Below are 20,583 nucleotides of genomic sequence, written 5' to 3'. Positions count from 1 at the left end.
ACTATGAATTGCCTGATTGTTGATGACGACGAAATGATCCGCATTGATCTCGAAAAAAAAATTCGGGAAATCCCCTTCCTCAGGTTGGCGGGTTCCTGCAGTTCGGCGCTCGATGCGGCAGAAATAATATCGAAAGAGAATATCGATCTTGTTTTTCTCGATATACTCATGCCGGGAATGACGGGCATGCAGTTGCTCGAAACCATGACTGCGCATCATCCGCAGATCATACTGGTGACATCGGAAAAAAAATATGCGGTAGATGCTTTCGATCATCAGGTCACCGATTTCCTGGTCAAACCTTTTTCGCGCGAACGTTTTCTGAAAGCGGTGATGCGTGCTATCTCATTACACAACGCGCCTGAATCCGTGTCGCTGAAGAGTAAACATCTTTTTGTGAAAGTGAACGGATGCCTGAATAAAATAGAAACGAGTGAAATACTTTACGTGGAAGCGCTCGCCGATTATGTGACGATCCACACTCCCACGCAGCGCTATACCGTTCATTCCACAATGAAAACCATCCTGGAAACATTACCGGCAGCTGAATTTTTCCGTGTGCATAATTCTTTCATCATCAATCTGGAAAAAATTACGAGGATAGAGGACAATATGGTGGTGATCGACAAAAAACTTATCCCGGTAAGCCGCTCACATGTAAAACCCCTGCTCCACAAAGTGAACATGCTTCACTGAAGTCCGGGGCCTTCATAATTTTTACTGACCATCGAAGAAGAACATCAAGGCGTCGAAAGAATATTATGCTTTCTTCATTCCGCGCGTAAAAAACTCATGAGGGGAAGATGGATTTGCTGCTGTTGAATAATCCTGATTCACCTGATTGAAACTAAAAACGACCGTCATGGAAACCGAAAAAATTAAAAGCAATAAAAAACATCTCAACATCGGGATCATTACTGCGATGGCGCTTATTGGTTATTTCCTGATCATGCGCGTAGCAGGGCTTGCACGCATACCGGAGTTCCGCCTTTTCAATTTTATTATTCTATTCGCCGGAATTTTCTGGTCGATGAAAAGAGAAACGGGCGGAAGTGATTTTTCTTTTTTCGAACGGCTTGGTAAAGGTTGCCTTACTGTGATCACTGCTGTTGCAATTTTTTCTGTCTTCATCGTGATCTATCTGAACTTCGATACCGGATTGATGGAACAATTGAAACATGCGACAGGCGCGAGCCAATATCTCGCACCGGAAACTGCCGGCATTGCTGTATTTGCAGAGGGAATATCATCCGGCTTTGTTATGGCTTATATTTTTCTTTCCTACATCGGCGATAAAAAAGTTCACAAGCATGACCGTAAAGAAATTCAGTTCAATAAATAAATCTCAGAGCCATGAATATCCTGTTGGTAGATGATGATGCGATGATTGCAGAAATGCTCAATCTCAAATTGAGCGCAAAGGGATTTCATGTGAATGTTGCCACGAACGGCTGGGATGCGCTTCACGAGTTATCTGCAAATAAATATGACCTGCTCATTACTGACCTGCTGATGCCCGACATTTCCGGACTCACACTCATCAGCTTATTGAAGAATTATGCATTCGATAAAATGCCGGTCATCATCATTACCAGTCTCGATCGCCCAACACTTGCTTTGTCGGGAATAGGGCTTGGCGTGGTCGATTTTTTTGTGAAGCCCGTCAATGTCGAAAAACTGATACGGCGTGTACAGAAAATTTCGAATGAACAACCCAGTTGAAAAAAATATATTAAAAACTTTTCCTAACAATTTTCAAAAACCCACCATCATGAAAAATTTATTTAAAAAGATACTGGTTCCCGTCGATTTTTCCGAGACCAGTACGAAAGCGGCTGCACATGCATCCTATCTTTCGCGCCTCACAGGAGCCGACATGCTCCTGCTTCATGTTCTTCCGCTGAATAATTATTATTTCGAAATGCCCGAACCTGTCCTCGTTGAAGACAGCCGTGCAGAGATCGGCAGAAGAGCAGAGCAGCAACTCAACGATCTTTCAGAACAGGCAACTTCCGATTATAATATTCATCCGCGCCAGATCAGGAGCCGCGGAAGAGTTGCCAACGAGATCATCCAGACGGCAGAAGATGAAAAAGTTGATCTCATTATTATGGGAACACACGGCGCGAAAGGATTCGAAGAATTATTTCTCGGAAGCAATGCGCACAAAGTGGTCACGCTTGCAAAATGCCCGGTGATCACCATTCAACCTCACGCGAAAGATCCCGGTTTCAAAAATATTATTCTCCCTATCGATCGTTCGCCGCATTCAAGAGAGAAAGTGAACCTCGCTGTGAAGCTTGCTATTGCTTACGATTCGACACTGCACATCCTGGGCCTGCCTGATAATTCCGAAAGCGATGAATATGCAAAACTGCAGATCATTCTTCACCAGGTTGAACATTTTGTAAAAAATTCCGGGGTGAGATGCACATGCCAGACGGCGGCCGGTGAAAACATGGCGCACGAAGCGCTGCGTTACGGAGAAAGGATGAATGCCGATCTTATCATCATCATGACCGATCACGAATCGCGGCTCACCGGAATTTTTCTCGGCCCGCTCGCAAAACAGATCGTGAATCATTCCCGGATACCGGTCATGAGCATTAAACCGCACTACGGCCACTTCGAATCCATGGGACTGGACGGGAATTCGCTCATTTACTGAAGAGCGGAGAAAAAGAGAAGGGTTGTGTTATTTCACAACCCATGTTTTAAAAATGATGTTGTGTTGGAGCACAACCGCCTGTTCTTCTTATCACCTCCTGTCCCGTCCGTGCGCATCCAGAACGCGGTCGGGAACGCGCGTGGCCGGGGCTAAGGTTGTTCCTGCTGTGCTTTAAATTCCCTCTTCCTCTCCTTACTTGATCAGCGAAACTTTCCCGATGTACTTGTGTCTTCCACCGAGAATATCGCGGCATTGGACTTTCCATACGTAGGTGTCAATCTGCGCAATCTCCGCTCCCCCATTTGCATGGCCATCCCATCCTTTGTGAAGATCATCGGTGTAGAAAATTAAATTTCCCCAGCGGTCAAAGATCCAGAATTTATAATTGTCTTCTTCTATTCCGTATTCCTTCGGCATGAAAACATCATTCAGCCCGTCAGCATTCGGCGTGAATGCATTCGGAATATAAAATGTCCAGTAAGGATCGATGCAAACCGGTTCGGTCACAGAATCAATACATCCTGCATTATTTGTCACGATGAGCGTTACAGGATAACATCCCGTATCAGGAAAAGCAAAAGATGGATTCTGCAAAATGGAAGTTGCATTGGACGGATCATAAAATTCCCACAACCATGCTACTGCACCTGTTGATTGATCCGTGAAGAAAACGGTCGGGTCAAGAATATCGGTTGGTTGCGGTGTTGCACTGAAACTTGCATTCGGACTTCCGGAAACATTGATGTAATTATTCATTGTAATATTTCCTACGCACCCACCCGTGCCCGTTACCTGCAGCGTCACCGTGTACACACCCGGGAGCGCGTAACAATGCTGCGGATTCTGTGAAGTGCTTGTTCCGTTGTCACCGAAATTCCACGACCACGCATTGATCACCGAAGGATTTGCAACTGTAGAAAGATCCGTGAAGTTCACACAAAGTGGTGCGCATCCCTGCGTAGTATCGGCAACAAGCGCTGCAATAGGAACTGCATTCACAAAAACCATTTCAGAATCTATGGCTGTACATCCGTTCGCATCCGTAACAGTAATTGTGTAAGTTGTAGTTGTTGCAGGAGTCACTGTAGGATTTGCAGTATTCATATTTCCGGGTTGCCACGAATAAGAATACGCAGTTGTTCCGCCGGCAGCATTTGCATTCAACTGTTGGTTTTGTCCGCTGCAGATGGAAGGTGCTGCAGGAGTATTCACTGTGAGTAAAACCGGTTGCGTGATGTTGATCGTGTAAGTATTTGCACAACCTGTTGCATCGGTAACAGTGCATGTATAATTTCCATTGCAGAGATTCGAAGCTGATGCTGCATTTCCTCCGCTCGGTAACCATGCATAAGTATAAGGAGTAGTTCCACCCGAAGCAGAAATAGTTACAGAACCATCGCACGCACCAAAGCAACTTACATTCGAAAATGCCTGCTGTGTAATATTCACACCCGGTGCATTGGCAACTGTTACCGTATTTGTTATTACACAATTGTTCGCATCTGTAACTGTTACGGTGTAAGTTCCCGGTGTAAGATTATTTGCTGTTGCCGCATTTCCTCCCGATGGTGCCCATGAATAAGTAAATGCTCCTGTTCCTCCCGATGCATTTACAGTTGCACTTCCATCCGGATTATTGCAATGCGCAGTGGTCGATGACATGGCTGCTGTAATTGGAGGAGGTGATGTGATTGTTGTAGTTGAAGTTTGCGTGCAGCCATTGAGATCAGTTACTGTCACTGTATAATTTCCTGCGCAATTATTTGTACAACTCGCAGTAGCACATCCGGTGTTCCATAAAAAAGTATAAGGTTGTGTTCCGCCGGTTGGAATTACTACAAGTTGTCCGTCGCAATTCGCAGAACAAGTTGTCGAAAGTCCTGTCGATGCTAAAGTGAGCGCAGGCGGTTCTGTAATGGTAACCGTAACAGTAGTAGTGCATCCGTCGGAAGAAGTTACTGTGCATGTATAAGTTCCGGGTCCGAGATTCGTTGCAGTTTGTGTAGTTTGTGCTGATGGATTCCAGGAATAAGTGTAAGGTGGTGTTCCTGTTGACGGAGTAACCGTTGCACTTCCGTTATTGGCTGCGTTGCAGGAAACATTCGAAGATGCAGTGAGAGATGCGGTCATTGATCCTGTTGAAGTAATCGTTACTGTTTGCTGAACTGAAGATGCACATGCTGCATTACTTACCGTTACTGTGTAAGTGCCCGCACATAATCCATTTACTGATGGAGTAGTTTGTCCGCCGGGCGACCATGCGTAAGTATAAATTCCATCTCCACCCGTTACGTTTGTAACTGATGCAGTTCCATTGCATGCAGAACAACTTGCATTTGCAGATGTGGAGGACGCAGCAAGCGGATCAAGCACTTGAATGAATTGTGTAAATGTGGAAGGACATTGTCCGTTGATGGTACACGTGATCGCATACGTTCCGGGTGAACTATAAGTATGACTCGGAGGATTTGTTCCTGTGTAGATTGGAGAACCATCGCCGTAATTCCATTGTTGTGGCCCGCCGAGAGAAGTATTCGTGATCGAAACAGTTGCACTCGCACCGCAAATAGGGCCGGTTGGATTGATAGTGAATTGTGCATTGGGTTGAATAACACAAGTAGAATTCGTCCAGTTCAATGTGAATCCTGTGCTGTTGGTATTGTAATTGGAAATCTGCAAACAATAAGTTTGTCCTGCAACAAGTGTATTTGGTGGAGAAAATTCCTGGGAAGGAATTCCACTTGCGAGATTGTATCCGCAGGGAACAGTTCCCGCTTGAGTTTGTTGCCCGAATCCCAAACTTGATCCGGCCCCATAATTATAATTACAACACACTTCTGTTCCCGGGCATCCACTTGTAACATTCCACAAACACCAGTCAAATTCTGTTGCGGGATTTGCAGGATTCGCGGTCCATGCGAATAATCCGGTTTGCAGAACAGTGAATTCAATGAACATATCCTGCTGCGTAGGATTTGCAAAACAACTCGGCGTTTGCCCAGATGATCCGTACTGCGCCATGCTGGATTGCGTGTACGCATTTTCATTGCAGAGAATAATCGGTGTGTTACAGAATTGTCCGCCGGTAGGAGGAGGAATTGTAGAAGTGATACACAATTGAAAAGTTCCGTCGGTTCCCGCATTCGATGCAACGCCTACCCACACCTGTGTGCCTACTGGAATTCCCCAGTTGGTGGTCATCGGTGAACTTCCTACTGCAGTGTTGCAAATCTGGAGAACACCACCTGTTGTGGGGCAGCCTCCGAGGTAAATTACAATTTCTGCATTCGTAAGTGTTCCCGGCGTAACTACAAATTGATTGGAAGATCCTGTTGTAACATAAGTGTACCACACCATGTCAACGGGAACGGTATTGCATCCGCCATAAAGTGTGTTGTCTGTAATTGCTCCTACATCTGTTCCATTCACACAAACAGAATTATTCGTGAGTGTAAGTGAAGTTGCCGTAACGCAGTTCATGGATTGCGCGAAAATTTTTCCAGATGGAAAAACGAACAGCAAACAGAACAGGAAGAAAGTTGTAATTTTTTTCATGTTGTGTTTGTTATTCGGTTATATAAGCAACCTGTTGAACGGGAACAAAATCTTTCGACTGAATTTCCGAATACGGAAGGATCATGATGCGCACATTTTTTTTATTCGGGTAATAGAAATAAGTTACTTCATTCTGCTGGCGCATGGAAACGATATTGTCCATGTACTGTAATGGAATTTCCACTTTGTCGCGCGAGTTGATGACCTGCACCTGGTAAGTGCCTTGCAACTGCTGGTACAAAGCCATCAGTCGTTTCGACTCCGCTCTTGCAGAATCGGCAGCTGTTTGTGCATGACTGGTGTGCATGAAAAACAGCAAAGGCAAAAGAAAAAATAATCTTCTGATCATGATGTATGTTTTTTTAATAAGAGCCAGTTGGGGAATCGCAGAGCGAATGTAGATCAAAAAAACCTGAATTCCTATAGCAAAAATGCACGTTTTCGCTCTTGTTTTTCACACTCAATTATGCATTCATGAATTAAAACTGATGTTATCGGAGTTTAGCAGAGATTTTCTGTCGCGTCCGTTGGTTTTTATAACTTTCGCCAGTAGATTTTTTTTTAGAAAATAACTAATCGTTTTGTTTTATGTGGAGAATACTTTTTGCCGCTTTTCTCTTTTTGCTTTCGCTCCTGGTTCTTTTCCGGGCGCCTACTAATTTTTTCTGGCGGGTTGCTGTTGCCGTAACTGAATTTCCGTGGATCTTTATTTTCACCGCTTTACTTCTTTTCATTTCCTGTTTTTGGGCGGAGCGCTATAAATTAATTTCCCTCGCTATCAGCGGAATTTCCATGATCATTTTTTCGTTGCCGGTGATCAGAGCATACCAGCGCGCTGCATATCTTCCGGATGAACTTGCAAAAATATTTCCATTAGGAAAAAATGTTGGCGGGAAAAAAGATCCTTATTCTTTTTTCAAAATGTTTTCCGGCATCGGGATCCGGGAAGTAACTCCGCAGAAATTCGTTTACAAAAAAATTCCCGGGAATGATCTTGTCATTGATTTTTATGCTTCATCCGTTTCATCAAAAAAAACTCCTTGTCTTATTGTCATTCACGGTGGTTCCTGGTCGGAAGGAGATGAAAAGCAATTGCCTGATCTTAATTCTTATCTCGCCAACCGCGGAATAAATGTGGCGGCGATCAGTTACCGCCTTGCTCCTCAATTCAAAAGTCCTGCGCAGGTGGAAGACACGAAAGATGCCTTGCGATTTCTCGTGGAGAATTCCGGGAAGTTGAACATTGACACGAACAATTTTATTTTACTCGGCCGTTCTGCCGGCGGACAGATCGCGCTTGTTTCAGCTTACAGTTTTCATGATCCGAAAATAAAAGGAGTCATTTCTTTTTATGCGCCTGCGGATATGGTTTGGGGCGGAAGGATCAAAGGCAATCCCTGGGTGCTGAACACGGATAAAGTTTTTGCCGATTATCTTGGAGGCAGCATTGATGAAGTGCCGCAGAAATATTCAGAAAGTTCTTCCTGCGAATATGTTGATGCAAATTCCCCTCCTACTCTTCTTGTTCATGGCGAAATTGATGCGATGGTTTCTTTCCGGCACAGCATTCGCCTTCAGAAAAAATTGGATGAATTTCATGTGAAAAATTACCTGCTCGATCTTCCGGATGCAACACATGGCTGCGATTATAACATTAATGGGCCGAGCGGACAACTGTCGACTTATGCAGTGGAGGAATTTATTTTTTCGGTGACCGGAGGAACGAATGTTCAATGAAAAATTATTTTCAAATATTGCGAAGACGCAGAACATTTTCTTCTCACAGCTGATGACGTAAATCGTTACCATAATCGAAAAGTAAAAAGGCATCTCCAATCGAAGATGCCTTACATAAAGTAGCGAGAGAGAGACTCCCCGCCCGACCGCCGGTCAGGCGGGCGGGGAACTCTCGACCTTTTTTATAAATCTTCTTCCCGCTGCTGACTTCAAATATTTTTCCCTTACGCGCGCTCTTGCAAAATCTTCTGCTGTTTCTGAATAAATTAAAACCCATGGACCGTATCCAGATGTGAATTTTGATGCTCCCGAATTATGATCTTTCAATCGCTGATCAATATTTTCTGTCATGCCAACATATTTCTTTTTCGCAGCAAGACAGCTGATGACGTAAATCGTTACCATAATCAAAAGTAAAAAGGCATCTCCAATCGAAGATGCCTTACATTAAGTAGCGAGAGAGAGACTCGAACTCTCGACCTCAGCATTATGAGTGCTGCGCTCTAGCCAGCTGAGCTACCTCGCCAACTGTTGAATTCTTTGCTGGTATAGTGACAATCAGGACTATAGGATTGTCTTCCCCACCTGAAATTCAAAAATGGAGCGCAAATATAGCATTTTGCCCATCTCGATTTCCGGCTCTTTTTTTCAGGAATTTTCAGTTAAAGTTGTGAGATTAAGATTTTTTTCTACTTTTCCCACCGATTCGTAAATGAGATTCCTTAACGGGAATCTTCATGAAAAATGACAAAGAAAGCAGCGAAAAAACCGAAGAAGCAGACGCCGAAAAAAAAGGCGAAAGCAAAGGTGAAGAGCAAAACAAAAGTTGCTAAACCGAAAGCGAAACCCGCTGTAAAAAAACCATTGCCCAAATCAAAGAAAGTGAAAGCCGCGACTAAAAAACCTGTGGCCATTGTGAAAAAGAAAATTAAATCCGAAGCTGTGATCAAATCAAAAAAAATCAATCCGAAACAAAAAGAAACCCCTGTACCAAAAGCGATCATCAAACCGGCAACTGCAGTTCCAACTCCTCCTGTTACCCATAACACGACACCGCTGAAAAAACCGGCACCAAAATCGAAAGTGAAAGTACCTGTTGTATTGTCACCGGAGTTGATGAAACTTCCTCGCCTTCCGAAAACTTTTCACCTGAAAAAACAAAAAGGAAAACTGGCACCGGGAGAAAAAAGAGTTCTGAAGACTGAAGTGATCACACATCACGTGATCCACGATATGCCTCTGGAAGATCAGAAAAAATTAAAACCGGAACCGAAAGGGAAATATTCACTCGAATATATCATCCGCACACCTGTTTCTCTTCTCTATGATTTTCTGACCACGCCGAATGGACTAGCCGAATGGTTTGCCGATGGTGTGGATCTGAAAAATGATATTTATACATTCAACTGGGATGGTGCAAAGCAAAGTGCCGCGATCGTGAATGCAAAGATCGATAGCTACCTGCGCTTACGCTGGCTCGATAAACCGGATGGATATTATTTCGAATTCAGCATGACGCAGGATGAAATGACCGGTGAAGTTTCTCTCGTTGTTACTGATTTCGGCGATAGTGAAGATGATATTGTAACCGGCAAACGATTGTGGGCTTCACAGATCCAGCGACTCATCAAGGCGCTTGGCACCTACTGAAAAATTCTAAAATAAAAATACCAAATCCGGAGTTTGCCTGCCTGCCCGGTCGGACGGGCCGCAGACAGGGAATTTTTACTTTTTTCCATTTTTATTGCTGTATTTTTACGCTGCACATGCGCAGCTTTGTTTTCATTCTCCGCTCGAACCGGAGCATTCTTCTCCTGTATCTTATTTTTCTGCTGGGCGCCGGTTTTATTCTCGCACATTTCGGAAAAGAACAAATTCATCTTTTCATCAACCGGCATTATTCTTCTGCAGGTGATTTGCTCATGCCATGGATCACGCTGCTTGGCGATGGATGGACGATTACCGTTCTCATTCTTCTACTTTTCGCACTGAATCGGAATTTCTCTTTGTTTACAGGAATAAGTTGCATCCTCGCTTCGGGAATAACACAATTGCTGAAGCATGTTTTTTTTCCCGGTGATCCCCGGCCTGCATTGCTTTTTCGCCCGGATGAAATACGTCTTGTTCCCGGTGTGGAAAATAATCTTTTCGAAACGTTTCCTTCGGGACACACTACTCTTGCTTTTGCATTTTTCATTTGCCTTTGTATCGGTACCGATAAATTGTGGATGAAATTTTTATTTTTCTTCCTTGCCCTGCTTGCCGGCTATTCGCGCATTTACCTTTCTCAGCATTTCCTGGAAGATGTTTACGCGGGTTCGCTGATCGGTACACTTTCATCGGTCACAGTACTTTCGTTCGCGCTTCATTTTAAAAAAATAAATCTGCCGGCACTCACTTTTCAGAAATGAAGATCCGCAACCTGTTTCCTTATTTCGTCATTGCAGTGATCGCTGCTGTACTTTTCATCCCTTATCTCGGTGCGGTTCATCTTTTCGACTGGGATGAAATAAATTTTGCGGAGTGTGCGCGAGAAATGCTGCTGAGTAAAAATTATTCGACGGTGCAGATCGGTTTTCTTCCTTTCTGGGAAAAGCCGCCGCTCTTCATCTGGATGCAGGCCGCGTCGATGAATTTTTTCGGCGTGAATGAATTTGCAGCGCGATTGCCGAATGCTATTTGCGGGATCATCACGCTGCTCACTGTTTATTTCATTGGGAAAAAGATCTACGACGAGAAGTTCGCGCGTATATGGGCGCTTGCATTCGCGGGAAGCATTCTCCCGGCATTTTATTTTCATTCGGGCATCATCGATCCCTGGTTTAACCTTTTCATTTTTCTCGGAATTTACCAGTTCATTATTTACACGAATGAATTTCCTTCTTTGTCTACACAGAAATTATTTCACAGCAGGATCATTTATTCGGCAATTTTTATTTCGCTCGCCGTACTCACAAAGGGTCCTGTAGCACTCCTCATTTTTGTTTTGTGTTTTCTTGTGTGGCGGTTCATGAAAAGACGACCGATCATGAGCTGGAAACATTTTTTTCTTTTTTCTTTCATTGCAACACTTATTCCCGGGACATGGCTGCTGACACTGATCGTGCATGGAAAAGGAAATCTTGTCGTTGAATTTCTTCTCTACCAGGTTCGTTTATTCGGAACGGAAGATGCCGGACATGGTGGAAGTTTTTTCTATCACTGGATCATTCTCCTGTTCGGATGTTTTCCTGCGTCTGTGTTCGCGATACGTGCGCTCGTGCGCAAAGCAAATGACACACCATTTGAACTTCATTTCCTGAAATGGATGCGCATTCTTTTCTGGGTAGTACTCATTTTATTTTCCATTGTAAAAACGAAAATCATTCACTACTCTTCCCTCTGCTGGTTCCCGCTTACTTTCCTTGCGGCCTACACGATCTATAAATTACTTAGCGGTGCATTCGAATGGAAAAAATGGATGACGATACTTTTCATTTTCCTCGGAATATTTTTTGCTGCTGTATTCACACTTCTTCCGTTCATCGATAAATTCAAAACGCAACTCATTGATTCGGGTTGGATAAAAGATCCTTTCGCGGTTGCAAATCTTGAAGTGAATGCACACTGGAACGGATGGGAATGGACCACGGGAATTATTCTGCTGGCACTGATAGCATTTTTTCTTTTCATGATATTCAAAAAGGATTTCCGCGGAATTTATTTTCTTTTTTCCGGGATGATCGTGATCATCACACTTTCAGCAATACTGTTTGTTCCGCGCGTAGAAGAATATTCGCAGCAAACAGCAATCGACTACTGGATCAGCCACGACTGTTCCGATTTTTATCTCGAGACACTCGGCTTCAAAAGTTACGCGCATTATTTCTACGGAGAAGTGCAGGATCATATCAGCAACAATCATCTCTATATTGCATTCCGGAAAAAATATGCAAAAACTTATTACAATTCATCTTTATCAAAATCTGAAAATGAGATTCGCCTGCAGCGCGAATGGATGCTGCACGGAACGATCGACTATCCCGCTTATTTCATTTGCAAGAATACTTTTAAAGACGACGTGAAAAAAAGTTATCCATTTCTCCGGTACACCGGTGAGAAGAATGGGTTTGTATTCTGGGAAAGAGTGCCGTAACAGTTGGCAGTAAGCAGAAGGCAGTCGTGGCAGTAATAAGCGGCAGCGGCAGAAAAATTTAAACTGAGTATTTGGAAATCACGACCGTGAAGGAAATAATTTTCGGGCCATTTTTTTTCGACGTAATATTTTCGAATGTGCTGGCTGATTTTTTTACTTCCTTTTGCTTCAACATAAAATACCAATAAAAAAAACCGCCCCCATTGCTGAGAGCGGTTTTCATTTTTTATTCCAGTTGGCCTTAGTGGCTTACTGTCATTCTTGTTACCGTGCGGTTGCCACCGGCAATGAGTTCTACCATGTAGAGGCCGTTGCTGAGTTCCGCTGTATTCATTTGTACATTCTGTGTTCCGTTTGCAACGTTGCCCATGAGTTTGGAGTAAACAAGTTCTCCAACCATGTTGTAAACGTTGATCGTTACATCAGAAGAATGATCCAGGTTGAAATTGATGTTGGCCTGGTCGTTCGAAGGATTCGGGAAGAGCGTGAGGTTATTCACGCCAACTCCTGCATTTGCAATTCCTGTTGCACACGCAGCATTTGAAACGTTGATATTGTCAATGTAAAGATCATTGCCATAACCATTCGTTGCACGGAAAGCGATGAACACTTTATTGTTTCCGACAAACGGAGTCATGTTCACGCAATCATTTCTCCACTGGTTAGCAGTAGTTGGAAGGAAAGCGGAAGTCTGGTCAGGAACAGTTGCAAGTGTAGAACCGGATTTGGTGTAAACGTTTGTCCATGTTGCGCCGCAATCGGTTGACACAAGAACATCAAGCTGATCAATGTAAGATGCGCTGTAACGTGCATCAGCCACATCGAAAGAAAGTGAAGCGGATGTCATTGCACTCATATCAATCGGTTCAACGATCATGTCATCCACATCACCAATGTTCGGATTATTGTAGAAATCATATTTCGCAGCTCCACCATTAGGCGTACTGTGCGACCATGTAAATCCACCATCAGAATTGCTCACGATCCAGTTCGTATATGGCCATGCAGTGCTGGTCATTGCATTAGTGTAAGGCGTTGTTGTTCCTGATGCAGTAACAACTCCGAAAGGATAAGCATGAGAATCGTTATTGATGTTGTTATCCGTAGATGCATTTGGGTTGGTGGTGGCCACATAAAGAACGTGGTTACCGGCAGTGAGCGTTTGCGTAGGAAGAGTAACAGTAGTAGAAGCGCCTGCTGCAAGATTTCCGCTCCAGTTGTAAGTTGCCGGACCGTTGGAATCAACGTGCCAGTTTACGTCGCAGGAAGTGAGCGCAGTGCTTATGCTGTTATTTTTCAAAGTGAATTGCGGCGCATAAGTTGTTGTGCAAGCAAGTGAAGCTGCTCCGTTTGGAAGTGCATCCAGATTGTAAGGACAGATATTCATGGAGCTTACAAGTCCTGCAAGATTCTGCTGGCCTGCTTCATAAACTTTATTGTTCGGGCAAACCATATAGATCGTTGGGAAATAAGCAATGTTGTATTGCGTATTCCACGGATTGATGGTTGCCGCAGGAGGATCAATGATTGGGAAATTTGTTCCAGCTACCCAATTACCCTGTGTGTTCGTTCCTGTTCCATTGAGATCGGCAGAAGTTGTTGTGCCGTCTCCTTCAATGAAGAAAACATAACACATCTGGTCGATGGTTCCGCTCGGACCATGCTGATCGTACAAACTGTCGAGTGCGCGACCGTTATGATAATTCCAGCAAGGGCCGCACCATGTTGCGGATACGTCAAAGAATACTGTTTTTCCCATTGCGGTCAACTGATAAAGATGCCAGCTGTTTCCGTTAATGTCAGTCAGCGTCCAATCGGGAGCTGTGCTTCCGTTGGTGAGCTGCGCAAATGCACTGGTCGCGGTGAGCGCGATACCTGCTAGAAGAGTAAATGCTTTTTTCATGTTTGTTTTTTTAGGACGGCTTTAATTTGTACTCAATTTTCAAAAAAAAATTGATATAAGTCAATAGCAGATCAAAATATGTTGAGAATTAGCAATAAAATGCAAGGAAAGGTTGGTTTTTGAAGGTTTCCGGTTAATATCAATGCTTCGGAACCTGGTAAATCTCACTCTTCATAAGCCCCCATTTGTTGAATCGGTGTTTAAAGGAAACACTCATGCATCCTAATCCGTATTTCAAACTACGGCTGAAATTAATGGACGATGCTTCATCAAAATATTTTGTCGGGCAGGTGATCTCTGCAATTTCAAATCCGGCGTAAACGATCTGTGATATCATTTGATTGTCAAAAACAAAATCGTCGGAGTTGGCGTGGTAATTTATCGAGGTAAGAATTTTTTTTGAAAATGCGCGATAACCGGTGTGGTATTCCGAAAGTTTCTGGCTGATGAGAATATTCTGCGCGAAGGTGAGACAACGATTGAAAACATATTTGTAAAAAGGCATTCCTCCTTTGCGCGCACCTTTTCCTAAAATTCTCGAACCAAGCACAACGGGATAAACATCATTGGCGATGAGGTACGACATCGAGTAAATAAGTTTCGGTGTGTACTGGTAATCGGGATGAAGCATGATCACAATATCGGCTCCGAGCGATAAAGCTTTATCGTAACATGATTTCTGATTTCCGCCATAACCTTTATTTTTTTCGTGACGGATAATGTGATTGATCCCGATCTCGCGCGCAACACCAATGGTATTGTCCTTACTCGCATCATCCACCAGCACCACTTCGTCAACGATCTCCATTGGAATTTCGCCGTAAGTTTCACGCAGCGTTTTTTCTGCGTTGTACGCCGGCAATACCACGACTAATTTTTTTCCGAGGATCACGGCGACAAATATAAGATGGCATTTGGTTACTTGTTATTGCTTATTGGTTTTTCCCAATAACCTTTAACCGATAACCTAATTACCTTTACCGAATGGAATTTGACATTGTTTCCGATTACAAACCTACAGGCGATCAACCTGAAGCAATACGCCAGCTTACGGAAGGACTGAGTAAAAAAATAAAATTCCAGACGCTGCTCGGCGTTACCGGTTCCGGAAAAACATTCACGATCGCAAATGTCATTGACAAAATTCAGAAACCTACACTGGTGCTCAGCCATAATAAAACGCTTGCTGCGCAATTGTACAGTGAGTTCAAATTATTTTTCCCGGAAAATGCGGTGGAGTATTTTGTTTCTTATTACGATTACTATCAGCCGGAAGCTTACATCGCCACAACGGATACTTACATTGAAAAAGATCTTTCCATCAATGATGAAATTGAAAAACTCCGCCTGAGCGCTACCTCTTCTTTATTGTCGGGCCGGCGTGATGTGATCGTGGTTTCTTCCGTTTCCTGCATTTACGGCATTGGTAATCCTGATGAATTTGCGCAGAATGTCATTCACATAGAAAAAACGCAGAAGATCAGCCGGAATAAATTTCTTCACCAGTTGGTTACTTCACTTTACTCCCGAACCGAAGGTGATTTTCTCCGCGGAAATTTCCGTGTGAAAGGCGATACGGTGGATGTTTATCTTGCTTATGCCGATCACGCTGTACGTGTTTATTTTTTTGGTGATGAAATCGAAGAGATCGAAACGTTTGAAAATTCTACGGGACGTATTCTTGAAAAATTCGACAGCATCAATATTTTTCCGGCGAATATTTTCGTCACCTCGCAGGATACAATGAAGAATGCTATTCACTCCATCCAGGACGACATGATGAAGCAAGTGGAATATTTCAATTCCATTGGTAAAACCGCGGAAGCGAAACGACTGGAAGATCGCGTAACGTATGATCTTGAAATGATGCGCGAACTCGGTTACTGCTCCGGGATAGAAAATTATTCGCGTTACTTTGATGGACGTAATGCCGGCGCACGCCCGTTCTGTTTGCTCGATTATTTTCCGGATGATTTTCTTATGGTGATCGATGAAAGCCACGTGACAGTTCCACAGGTGCGCGCCATGTACGGTGGCGACCGCTCGCGCAAGGAGGCGCTCGTGGAATTCGGATTCCGTCTTCCATCGGCGCTTGATAATCGTCCGCTGAAGTTTGATGAATTTGAATTAATGCAGAACCAGGTAATCTACGTGAGTGCAACTCCGGCAGATTATGAATTGGAAAAATCGGAAGGAGTTGTTGTTGAACAGGTGATCCGCCCGACGGGATTATTGGATCCTCAAATAGAAATACGTCCGAGCAAAGGACAGGTGGATGATCTTCTGGATGAGATAAACCGTGTGGCGGAGCGTGATGAGCGCGTACTCGTGACCACGCTCACGAAGCGAATGGCGGAAGAACTCACCAAATATTTTTCAGGACTCGGCGTTCGATGCCGTTACATTCACAGTGATGTTGAAACGCTGGACCGCGTGGAAATTCTGCAGGATCTCCGCAAGGGAATGTTCGATGTTCTCATTGGTATAAATCTTCTTCGCGAAGGGCTCGATCTGCCGGAAGTTTCACTGGTTGCAATTCTCGATGCGGATAAAGAAGGATTTCTCCGTTCAGAACGATCATTAGTGCAAACCGTGGGAAGAGCGGCGAGGAACATCAATGGAAAAGTGATCATGTACGCGGACCGGATGACGGACTCGATGAAAAAGACGATCGCAGAAACGGATCGCCGGAGAAAAAAACAGATCGCTTATAATTTCGATCACCAGATCATTCCGCGGCAGATCATCAAATCGAAAGATGCTTTGTCGAATGTGCTCGAGCTGACGCGCGGAAAACAAATGAAAACTGATTATTACGTGGAACCGGATACATTGAGTGCGAATATTGCGGCTGAACCGGTTTTTCAATACATGACGAAAGATCAATTGATAAAAACCATTTCTGTTACGAGGAAGAGAATGGAGGCGGCGGCGAAGGAAATGGATTTCCTGGAGGCGGCACGATTGCGGGATGAAATGTTTGCGCTGGAAAAATTAGCGAAGCAAAAGTAATTGCAGGAATTGAGTCCTCCCGGATAAAAATAAATCCGCGAAAATCTGCGGTTAAAAAAAAGACCCGCGTTTCCGCAGGTCATTTGTGTTTTAACACAACCTTATGATCAGTAGGTCATGAACGTGGTGTTATGCTTGATGCGTTTGTTACGCTGTTTTTTCTGGTGCTTGGTTCCGCAGGCGTGCTTAGGCCCGCAGGACTCTGCTACAAATGCAACTACAGAAAAAGCGAGGAGGGCAATGATCACTTTGCCGGTTACAATTTTTTGGAGTGACTTCAACATGGTTGGGTATTATTTCGTGTTTGTAGAACAATATTACAACAATTCCACTCCAAAAACAATTTGTTGGTAAAATGTGCATGAACCTCCGACCAATGCTTTTATTATAACGATAAACAAATGGGTTTTACTCCCATTCAAATCATTGAATTTTTGAATTTAATAAGCGCCATGTCTTTTTCTCATGAACCACTCGAGTGAAAGAAGAAAAAGTAAAAGCGCAAAGATCCACCACACATTAATGAGGTCGACTAATTTTTTCGGATTGTAAATAACCGGTTTGATATCATCGCGGGCATTGAGGATCTCCACGAGTTTCTGCATTTCGCCGGGAAGCACCATCGTTCCATTGTGTTTTGCACAGAGATCGAAAAGTACCTGGTGATCGGCGGTGGAATTCGCTGTTTCTATCAGCAAAGGGCTTACCGAAAAAGTTCCGGACTGTGTATAAATTTTATCGCCCACTTTTGTTTTTGCTTCGTACTTGTATTGTCCCACTTTCCACTGTCGCGCATCGTAATGATAAGCGTGTGCAGTAGGCGTGAAAATTCCCTGGTAACGTTTGCCGCTTTCATCAATGATATCGATGCTCACTTCGGAAGTATTGATCAATTCATAACTCTGGTTGTAAACTTCTGCATCGAACAAAACCGGTTCATTCTCCAGGAAATTATTTTTCACCGACACGCGGAAAAAACTACGGTCGTCGCGCACGGAAAGATATTGCACTGTTTTACCAATGAGTTCATTGAAAATATCGTGGTTCTGGTGATCGGCGAAATCATGCAACCGCCATTGCCAGAATCCTTCTCCTACAAAAACAGAAACTTTGCGATCGCCCTGCTGTGAAAAAACCCAGAGCGGGTAATCTGTTTTCAGCGAGCCGATCTTTTGTTTGAGCAATGGAATGACGGAAGGTTTCGATTGAAAATTCCCGAACGGAGTTTTTACTGCAGGAAATCTCGGAATGTAATTCCGTGCCTCATCACTCAGGTTAAAAAGTGGAAAATCATTTACCGGAACCGCTTCACAATCATTCGCGTTCGAACTGTTCACATTTATTGTGACACCCGTACCGAGTGCGTTGAACTGCTGGTAACGATTGAGCGAGCCGGTGATATAGAACACCGGAATTTTTGCAGCAGCGAGATCGGAAAGTAATTTCTGTCCCTGCGCATTATCAGAAGGAATGCTGTGAAGTATTACGAGATTATATTTGCTCACCGGTTGATCGAAATCATCGAGCAGGTAAGATTCCACTTCATAATTATCATTCGACTCAATGCTTTCTTTCAGTGCGCCCATATCAGGATGAGGAGTGGCGCCAACGATGAGAATTTTTTCGCGGCTGTCGAGAACGTCAATGAAAATATCTTCCGCGTTATTGTGAATATTACTTTCATCATCAAGAACGGAGAGCGCCACCACGTAATGCTGCATGCCCGCATTTGTTGCCGTTAACTGAATCGGAATGGTAGTATTGAACGGATCGGAATTAATATTCACCGGTTGCGAAAAAAGAATCTGGCCTCCTTTTGAAACAGTGAGTGTAGAAGCAGAACCATTGCAACGATGAGCATCAACCACCACTTCAAGCGGAAAAGTATTCCCGAGAAATGCAATACGATTGTGAACGACTTTTGTCAGCACAAGATCTTTCCGGATGGTGGTATCGCCGAGTGCAATTGAAAAAACCGGCGCACGGATCTGTTCAGCGGCATAAACAGGACTTTGTCCTTCATTGTAGATCCCGTCGCTTGCCACGATCACAGCGCCGAGATTACGATCAGAATAACGCGTTTGTAATTCATCGAACATCGTCGAAAAATCGGTGAGCTTGTCTTTAAAACTAAAATCTGTTTTCTCGCGGAAATGATCGCCGAACGAATACGTCTGAACATCGTATTTTTCACTGAGCGCTGCAATGAGCGCATCCAGTTTTTCAGGAAATTCTTTTTTATTAAACGCAGAATCTTTTCCGAGCAAAAGTGATCCTGATGCATCTTGTGCGATCACAATTACAGGTTTCTGCACTTCGCGGAAAATAGTTTTCAGCAGCGGACTCAATAAAAGAAAAGCAAGAATAGAAATGACTGTTCCCCTCAGGATCGCCATTGCAATTTTCAATCTGCGCGAAACTTCACTCAGCCGTTTGTCGCGGAAATACAGCACGAGTGCGTATGCGATGCCGCACAGCACACATAAGAGCGTGTACCAGCGTGGAGCTTCTGTGACAATGGAAAATTTCATTCGGCTGGGAATTTAGAGAATGGAGATCGGAATTTGAAGTGAAATTAATCTTCACTCTCCTCCCTCCTGTCTCAGGACTTAAGTCAGCATTCCTCCGCAAACATTCAGAACCTGGCCCGTGATGTATGAAGAAAGATCGGAAGCAAGAAACAAACATGCGTTCGCTACATCTTCCGGAGTTCCGCCGCGTTTCAGCGGAATTCCTTCTCTCCATCCTTCCACCACTTTCTGATCGAGCGCTGCGGTCATTTCTGTTTCGATGAATCCGGGAGCAACTACATTGGAACGGATATTTCTTGAACCGAGTTCGAGTGCAATTGATTTTGTAAACCCGATGATGCCGGCTTTTGATGCCGCGTAATTCGCCTGTCCCGCATTTCCGCGAACGCCTACCACTGAACTCATGTTGATGATGGATCCTTTTCTTTGTTTGAGCATGGGACGCTGTACTGCTTTTGTGAGATTGAAAACAGATTTCAGATTTGCTTTTATCACTTCGTCCCATTGTTGTTCGCTCATGCGCATGAGGAGCGTATCGCGCGTGATGCCTGCATTATTCACGAGCACATCGACCGTTCCGAAATCAGTGACAACTGCGTTCACGAGATCTTCTGCTGCTTTAAAATCGGCGGCATCTGAACGATATCCTTTTGCTTTTATTCCGAATGAAGACAATTCTTTTTCGAGCGCTTCCCCTTTTTCTACTGAGGATAAATAGGTGAATGCAACATCGGCTCCGTGTTTTGCAAACAGAAGAGCAATTCCGTTTCCTATTCCGCGGGACGCACCGGTAATGAGCGCTTTTTTCCCTTCTAAAATTTTCATAGAGGATGAATGAGTTACTGAATTTTCAAAGATAACAGAAAAAGAAGGGACGCATTCTTGCGGCCGGAAGGCATCTCTCATTGGGAATCAACGAAAAAATATTTCCTGCTTTCTGTCGGAAAATTGTCATAACCGGCATTCTTCTTGTTTTATGAGCCGGTACAATAAAAAAAATGCCTTGAAATTTGGATAAGTAAAATGAACGACTACATTTGTA

General features: G+C 43.8%; 17 protein-coding genes and 1 tRNA gene. 9 read left to right on the top strand and 9 right to left on the bottom strand.

Annotated elements, in window-relative coordinates:
* Positions 1-3: 3 nt before the first annotated feature.
* From HY064_08450 to HY064_08435, 4 genes are all read left to right on the top strand, one after another.
* A complete protein-coding gene (locus HY064_08450) occupies positions 4-696 on the top strand; it encodes a response regulator transcription factor (protein MBI3510680.1) in 693 nt (230 codons plus the stop codon).
* Between the two features lie 166 nt (positions 697-862).
* Positions 863-1,342 carry a hypothetical protein gene (locus HY064_08445; GenBank protein ID MBI3510679.1) on the top strand — a complete coding sequence of 160 codons (480 nt, stop codon included), beginning with the start codon at positions 863-865 and terminating at the stop codon, positions 1,340-1,342.
* An 11-nt stretch (positions 1,343-1,353) separates the two neighbouring features.
* The gene (locus HY064_08440; protein MBI3510678.1) at positions 1,354-1,722 is read left to right on the top strand and encodes a response regulator transcription factor; all 369 of its coding nucleotides are present in this window, start codon (positions 1,354-1,356) and stop codon (positions 1,720-1,722) included.
* 49 nt (positions 1,723-1,771) lie between these two features.
* Positions 1,772-2,668, top strand: coding sequence for a universal stress protein (locus HY064_08435; GenBank protein MBI3510677.1), 897 nt, complete (start codon positions 1,772-1,774; stop codon positions 2,666-2,668).
* Between the two features lie 192 nt (positions 2,669-2,860).
* On the opposite strand, the gene HY064_08430 is transcribed toward HY064_08435, so the two are convergent.
* Together HY064_08430 and HY064_08425 are read right to left on the bottom strand one after the other, a co-directional pair.
* Positions 2,861-6,223, bottom strand: a complete 3,363-nt coding sequence (locus HY064_08430; GenBank protein MBI3510676.1) for a PKD domain-containing protein — start codon at positions 6,221-6,223, stop codon at positions 2,861-2,863.
* 10 nt (positions 6,224-6,233) lie between these two features.
* Positions 6,234-6,572, bottom strand: a complete 339-nt coding sequence (locus HY064_08425) for a hypothetical protein (protein ID MBI3510675.1) — start codon at positions 6,570-6,572, stop codon at positions 6,234-6,236.
* Positions 6,573-6,811: 239 nt separating this feature from the next.
* Here HY064_08425 and HY064_08420 point away from each other — a divergent pair, with 239 nt between their 5' ends.
* Positions 6,812-7,960 carry an alpha/beta hydrolase gene (locus HY064_08420; protein MBI3510674.1) on the top strand — a complete coding sequence of 383 codons (1,149 nt, stop codon included), beginning with the start codon at positions 6,812-6,814 and terminating at the stop codon, positions 7,958-7,960.
* 153 nt (positions 7,961-8,113) lie between these two features.
* On the opposite strand, the gene HY064_08415 is transcribed toward HY064_08420, so the two are convergent.
* Together HY064_08415 and HY064_08410 are read right to left on the bottom strand one after the other, a co-directional pair.
* Positions 8,114-8,365, bottom strand: coding sequence for a GIY-YIG nuclease family protein (locus HY064_08415; protein ID MBI3510673.1), 252 nt, complete (start codon positions 8,363-8,365; stop codon positions 8,114-8,116).
* Positions 8,366-8,412: 47 nt separating this feature from the next.
* Positions 8,413-8,486: transfer RNA gene (locus HY064_08410), tRNA-Met, on the bottom strand.
* A gap of 218 nt (positions 8,487-8,704) precedes the next feature.
* On the opposite strand from HY064_08410, the gene HY064_08405 reads away from it, so the two are divergent.
* From HY064_08405 to HY064_08395, 3 genes are all read left to right on the top strand, one after another.
* Positions 8,705-9,610: a hypothetical protein gene (locus tag HY064_08405; protein MBI3510672.1), complete on the top strand. Its 906-nt coding sequence runs from the start codon at positions 8,705-8,707 to the stop codon at positions 9,608-9,610.
* 116 nt (positions 9,611-9,726) lie between these two features.
* Positions 9,727-10,371 carry a phosphatase PAP2 family protein gene (locus HY064_08400; protein ID MBI3510671.1) on the top strand — a complete coding sequence of 215 codons (645 nt, stop codon included), beginning with the start codon at positions 9,727-9,729 and terminating at the stop codon, positions 10,369-10,371.
* The gene (locus tag HY064_08395) at positions 10,368-12,095 is read left to right on the top strand and encodes a glycosyltransferase family 39 protein (GenBank protein MBI3510670.1); all 1,728 of its coding nucleotides are present in this window, start codon (positions 10,368-10,370) and stop codon (positions 12,093-12,095) included. The genes HY064_08400 and HY064_08395 overlap by 4 nt, the downstream gene beginning before the upstream one ends.
* Before the next feature lie 241 nt (positions 12,096-12,336).
* Here the strand turns inward: HY064_08395 and HY064_08390 are convergent, their stop codons facing one another.
* Both HY064_08390 and HY064_08385 read right to left on the bottom strand, forming a co-directional pair.
* Complete coding sequence (locus HY064_08390; protein MBI3510669.1) at positions 12,337-13,998, bottom strand: T9SS type A sorting domain-containing protein; 1,662 nt, start codon at positions 13,996-13,998, stop codon at positions 12,337-12,339.
* A 139-nt stretch (positions 13,999-14,137) separates the two neighbouring features.
* Positions 14,138-14,890, bottom strand: a complete 753-nt coding sequence (locus tag HY064_08385; GenBank protein ID MBI3510668.1) for a glycosyltransferase family 2 protein — start codon at positions 14,888-14,890, stop codon at positions 14,138-14,140.
* Between the two features lie 92 nt (positions 14,891-14,982).
* Between HY064_08385 and uvrB the strand changes: the two genes are divergently transcribed.
* On the top strand, positions 14,983-17,010 hold the full coding sequence (gene uvrB, locus HY064_08380; protein MBI3510667.1) for an excinuclease ABC subunit UvrB: 2,028 nt from the start codon (positions 14,983-14,985) through the stop codon (positions 17,008-17,010).
* 107 nt (positions 17,011-17,117) lie between these two features.
* Here the strand turns inward: uvrB and HY064_08375 are convergent, their stop codons facing one another.
* The 3 genes from HY064_08375 to fabG all read right to left on the bottom strand — a co-directional run bounded on the left by HY064_08375 (position 17,118) and on the right by fabG (position 20,366).
* On the bottom strand, positions 17,118-17,294 hold the full coding sequence (locus HY064_08375) for a hypothetical protein (protein MBI3510666.1): 177 nt from the start codon (positions 17,292-17,294) through the stop codon (positions 17,118-17,120).
* Positions 17,295-17,450: 156 nt separating this feature from the next.
* On the bottom strand, positions 17,451-19,541 hold the full coding sequence (locus HY064_08370) for a hypothetical protein (protein MBI3510665.1): 2,091 nt from the start codon (positions 19,539-19,541) through the stop codon (positions 17,451-17,453).
* 78 nt (positions 19,542-19,619) lie between these two features.
* A complete protein-coding gene (fabG, locus tag HY064_08365; GenBank protein MBI3510664.1) occupies positions 19,620-20,366 on the bottom strand; it encodes a 3-oxoacyl-[acyl-carrier-protein] reductase in 747 nt (248 codons plus the stop codon).
* Positions 20,367-20,583 lie beyond the last annotated feature (217 nt).

This window comes from Bacteroidota bacterium, from assembly GCA_016194975.1.
Taxonomy (GTDB): Bacteria; Bacteroidota; Bacteroidia; order Palsa-965; family Palsa-965.
Note: the sequence above shows the minus strand (reverse complement) of the source record. Positions and strands in the feature narration are given on the sequence as shown.

Bases quoted from the DNA above. Each gene is read 5' to 3' on its own strand.
- HY064_08415 (MBI3510673.1), bottom strand. From the start codon at position 8,365: ATGGTAACGATTTACGTCATCAGCTGTCTTGCTGCGAAAAAGAAATAT.
- HY064_08370 (MBI3510665.1), bottom strand. From the start codon at position 19,541: ATGAAATTTTCCATTGTCACAGAAGCTCCACGCTGGTACACGCTCTTA.
- HY064_08395 (MBI3510670.1), top strand. From the start codon at position 10,368: ATGAAGATCCGCAACCTGTTTCCTTATTTCGTCATTGCAGTGATCGCT.
- HY064_08430 (MBI3510676.1), bottom strand. From the start codon at position 6,223: ATGAAAAAAATTACAACTTTCTTCCTGTTCTGTTTGCTGTTCGTTTTT.
- HY064_08390 (MBI3510669.1), bottom strand. From the start codon at position 13,998: ATGAAAAAAGCATTTACTCTTCTAGCAGGTATCGCGCTCACCGCGACC.
- HY064_08375 (MBI3510666.1), bottom strand. From the start codon at position 17,294: ATGTTGAAGTCACTCCAAAAAATTGTAACCGGCAAAGTGATCATTGCC.
- HY064_08435 (MBI3510677.1), top strand. From the start codon at position 1,772: ATGAAAAATTTATTTAAAAAGATACTGGTTCCCGTCGATTTTTCCGAG.
- HY064_08445 (MBI3510679.1), top strand. From the start codon at position 863: ATGGAAACCGAAAAAATTAAAAGCAATAAAAAACATCTCAACATCGGG.
- HY064_08440 (MBI3510678.1), top strand. From the start codon at position 1,354: ATGAATATCCTGTTGGTAGATGATGATGCGATGATTGCAGAAATGCTC.
- HY064_08400 (MBI3510671.1), top strand. From the start codon at position 9,727: ATGCGCAGCTTTGTTTTCATTCTCCGCTCGAACCGGAGCATTCTTCTC.
- HY064_08405 (MBI3510672.1), top strand. From the start codon at position 8,705: ATGACAAAGAAAGCAGCGAAAAAACCGAAGAAGCAGACGCCGAAAAAA.
- HY064_08425 (MBI3510675.1), bottom strand. From the start codon at position 6,572: ATGATCAGAAGATTATTTTTTCTTTTGCCTTTGCTGTTTTTCATGCAC.
- HY064_08450 (MBI3510680.1), top strand. From the start codon at position 4: ATGAATTGCCTGATTGTTGATGACGACGAAATGATCCGCATTGATCTC.
- uvrB (MBI3510667.1), top strand. From the start codon at position 14,983: ATGGAATTTGACATTGTTTCCGATTACAAACCTACAGGCGATCAACCT.
- fabG (MBI3510664.1), bottom strand. From the start codon at position 20,366: ATGAAAATTTTAGAAGGGAAAAAAGCGCTCATTACCGGTGCGTCCCGC.
- HY064_08420 (MBI3510674.1), top strand. From the start codon at position 6,812: ATGTGGAGAATACTTTTTGCCGCTTTTCTCTTTTTGCTTTCGCTCCTG.